Below are 2,924 nucleotides of genomic sequence, written 5' to 3' on the forward strand. Positions count from 1 at the left end.
ATACTTCTTCATGCAGTTCATCAACTTCCTGAGTCAAAACCTTATCACCGTCATACAAGGAATGCTTGCACAAAGACAATCCCTTCAAACAACTTTGTCCCATTTCGGTCATCTTCAACTCTAACTGCTGCAACTGCTTTAAAAATTTTGTCTGAATAACCATTATCCAAACCTCCCTGTAATATAATCTTCCGTCTTCTTTTCCTTTGGTGTAGAGAACATCATTTCTGTACTTCCATACTCGATCAAATCTCCTAATAGGAAGAAGGCGGTTTTATCACTGATACGCATTGCCTGCTGCATATTATGCGTAACGATGACGATCGTATAATCTTTCTTTAATTTTAACGTCAGCTCTTCAATTTTTCCAGTCGAGATCGGATCTAAGGCACTGGTCGGCTCATCCATCAAAAGCACTTCCGGTTTAACTGCCAGCGCACGGGCAATGCACAAACGCTGCTGCTGTCCTCCGGATAAACCCAGCGCACTTTTTCCCAAACGATCCTTCAATTCATCCCAGATGGCCGCATCACGCAAAGCTTCTTCTACGATTCGATCCAGATCGGCTTTACGCTTTACACCATGTGTTCTTGGGCCATAGGCAATATTGTCATACACGCTCATAGGAAATGGATTCGGTTTCTGGAAAACCATACCGACTCTTTTTCGCAGTGTATTCACTTCAATATCTTTATAGACATCCTGACCATCCAGTAAAAACTTACCGGTAATCTTACAGCCTTCTACCAGATCGTTCATACGATTGATTGATTTTAAAAGCGTACTTTTTCCACAACCACTCGGTCCGATAAAACTGGTGATCTCATTGGCTTTGATATCCATAGAGATTCCGTGCAGCGCATGAAAATCTCCATAGTACAAGTTTACATCCTGTATTGACAGTTTGACTTCATTCATACTTTTATCCTTTCGCAAGCTTTCTTCCCAGATACGAAGACAAGCTGTTCATAATAATCACAAATACTAATAAGACAACGGCAACCGCACAAGCCTGCTCCGTGTACAATCCTTCACTCATCAAGCGATACATGTGTACAGCTAACGTACTTCCCGGCGCAAAGATATTCGTGCAAACCTGCGCTACCGTTCCGGAAGTATAGATCAAGGCCGCTGTTTCCCCAACGATTCGTCCCATACTCAAGACAATACCGGACATGATTCCCGGTACGGCACTAGGCAAGATGATGCGAAAGATTGTTCTCAGCTTACCGGCACCCAAGCCAAAGCTTCCTTCACGATAGGAATCCGGTACCGCAACCAGCGCTTCCTGCGTTGTTCGCATAATCGTTGGCAATACCATGATCGCCAAAGTCAAAGAACCGGCAAAGACGCTTAGACCCATACCCATGGAAATCACAAACATCAATGATCCAAACAGACCATAGACGATGCTGGGAATACCGGATAAGGTTTCCGTCGTCAACAAGATTACCTTCACCAGTTTGGAACCACGTTTGGCATATTCCACCAGATAGATGGCTGAAAAGATCCCAATTGGCCCGGCAATCAACAATGTTAAAATCACAACAATAATCGTGTTGATGATCGAAGGCATCATACTGACATTATCTGTCGTATATTCCCATTCAAACAAAGACGGTGTCAAATTTGGAATACCGCGAATCAAAATATACGCGATAATAAACAACAAACATAAAATCGTAATGATGGCAGCCGCATGCGTTACGATTGACAAGAATAACGAAACGCCATCTTTTTTTGCTTTCATTATGATTTAGCCTCCTTTCTCTTTAAGGCAGAGAAACTCAGGTTAATGATCATAATAAAGACAAACAACACAACAGCCGTCGCAATTAAAGCTTCCCTGTGAAGACCGGTCGCATATGACATCTCCAACACGATATTGGCGGTCATGGTTCGCACACCGGAAAGTAAGCTGCCCGGCATAACAGCCTGGTTTCCGGCAACCATGATAACGGCCATGGTCTCACCAATTGCACGACCAACACCTAAGATCACACCGGCTAACACACCGGATTTAGCTGCTTTTAAACAAACAAAAAAGACACTTCTTTCATGGGTGGCTCCCAAGGCAAGACTTCCTTCATAATAAGAATCCGGCACCGCCTGCAAACTTGCCTCGGATACAGAAACGATCGTAGGTAAGATCATGATCCCTAACAGGATTGAAGCGGCTAAAACGGTATTTCCACTGGTATGAAACGCATCCTGAATCAATGGTACAATTACGACCAGGCCGAAAAAACCATACACGATACTTGGAATACCGGCTAAAAGCTCAACTGCCGGTTTAATGATCCTATATAGCTTTTTCGGACAGAAATAAGCCATATAAATAGCGGTTAAGATACCAATCGGTACCCCCACTACGATTGCTCCTGCTGTTACGTAAATACTTCCGATGATCATCGGGAAGATACCGTAAATATCATTGTTTGGACGCCATTCCATTCCTCCTAAAAAATTCAAAGGACCGATTTCCGCAATCGCCGGAAGTCCGTTGATAAACAGGTAGAAACAGATGAAAAAGACCGCAACGATACTGAAGCAGGCAGCTAACATAAATACGATACGCATTGCATTTTCTCTTAACTGCATGTCACAATTCCTTTCTACTTGTAATCGCTCAAAAAGGGGTTCTGGCCCCTTTTTAAAACGATTCACTTTTGATTCGACTATTCAGAGATATCTGCCCAGTCTGTAATTTCGCCTGTATAGATTTGTTTGATCTGATCTGTTGTCAGATTACTTACGGCATTTTCTTTATTCACGATAACAGCGATTCCATCTAACGCAATCGTTGTTGGTGTAAGTCCTTTAGACTGTTCTTCTTCTGTTAAATCACGAGAGCACATACCGATTTCATATACACCGGAAATTGTGTTTTCAGCACCGGAAGTTGAATCACTCTGCTGTACAGA

Annotated in this window: 4 protein-coding genes; all 4 read right to left on the minus strand. The window is 42.9% G+C overall.

Translation table 11 applies throughout. The annotated features are described in order from the left end of the window. Nucleotides 1–162: 162 nt before the first annotated feature. Nucleotides 163–918, minus strand: coding sequence for a phosphate ABC transporter ATP-binding protein PstB (gene pstB / locus U0M88_RS09790; protein ID WP_027969148.1), 756 nt, complete (start codon nucleotides 916–918; stop codon nucleotides 163–165). A gap of 4 nt (nucleotides 919–922) precedes the next feature. Next, on the minus strand, nucleotides 923–1,750 hold the full coding sequence (gene pstA / locus U0M88_RS09795; RefSeq protein ID WP_022790575.1) for a phosphate ABC transporter permease PstA: 828 nt from the start codon (nucleotides 1,748–1,750) through the stop codon (nucleotides 923–925). Further along, complete coding sequence (pstC, locus tag U0M88_RS09800) at nucleotides 1,750–2,601, minus strand: phosphate ABC transporter permease subunit PstC (RefSeq protein WP_271999051.1); 852 nt, start codon at nucleotides 2,599–2,601, stop codon at nucleotides 1,750–1,752. The genes pstA and pstC overlap by 1 nt, the downstream gene beginning before the upstream one ends. A 77-nt stretch (nucleotides 2,602–2,678) precedes the next feature. Then, nucleotides 2,679–2,924, minus strand: a 246-nt coding sequence (locus U0M88_RS09805) for a substrate-binding domain-containing protein (RefSeq protein WP_331869695.1), incomplete at its 5' end; no start/stop codon positions are given.

Origin of the sequence: Faecalicoccus sp. (assembly GCF_036552745.1) — a bacterium.
Taxonomy (GTDB): Bacteria; Bacillota_I; Bacilli_A; order Erysipelotrichales; family Erysipelotrichaceae; genus Faecalicoccus.

Excerpts from the sequence above, each read along its gene's own strand:
- pstC (WP_271999051.1), bottom strand. The coding sequence starts at position 2,601 with ATGCAGTTAAGAGAAAATGCAATGCGTATCGTATTTATGTTAGCTGCC.
- pstB (WP_027969148.1), bottom strand. The coding sequence starts at position 918 with ATGAATGAAGTCAAACTGTCAATACAGGATGTAAACTTGTACTATGGA.
- pstA (WP_022790575.1), bottom strand. The coding sequence starts at position 1,750 with ATGAAAGCAAAAAAAGATGGCGTTTCGTTATTCTTGTCAATCGTAACG.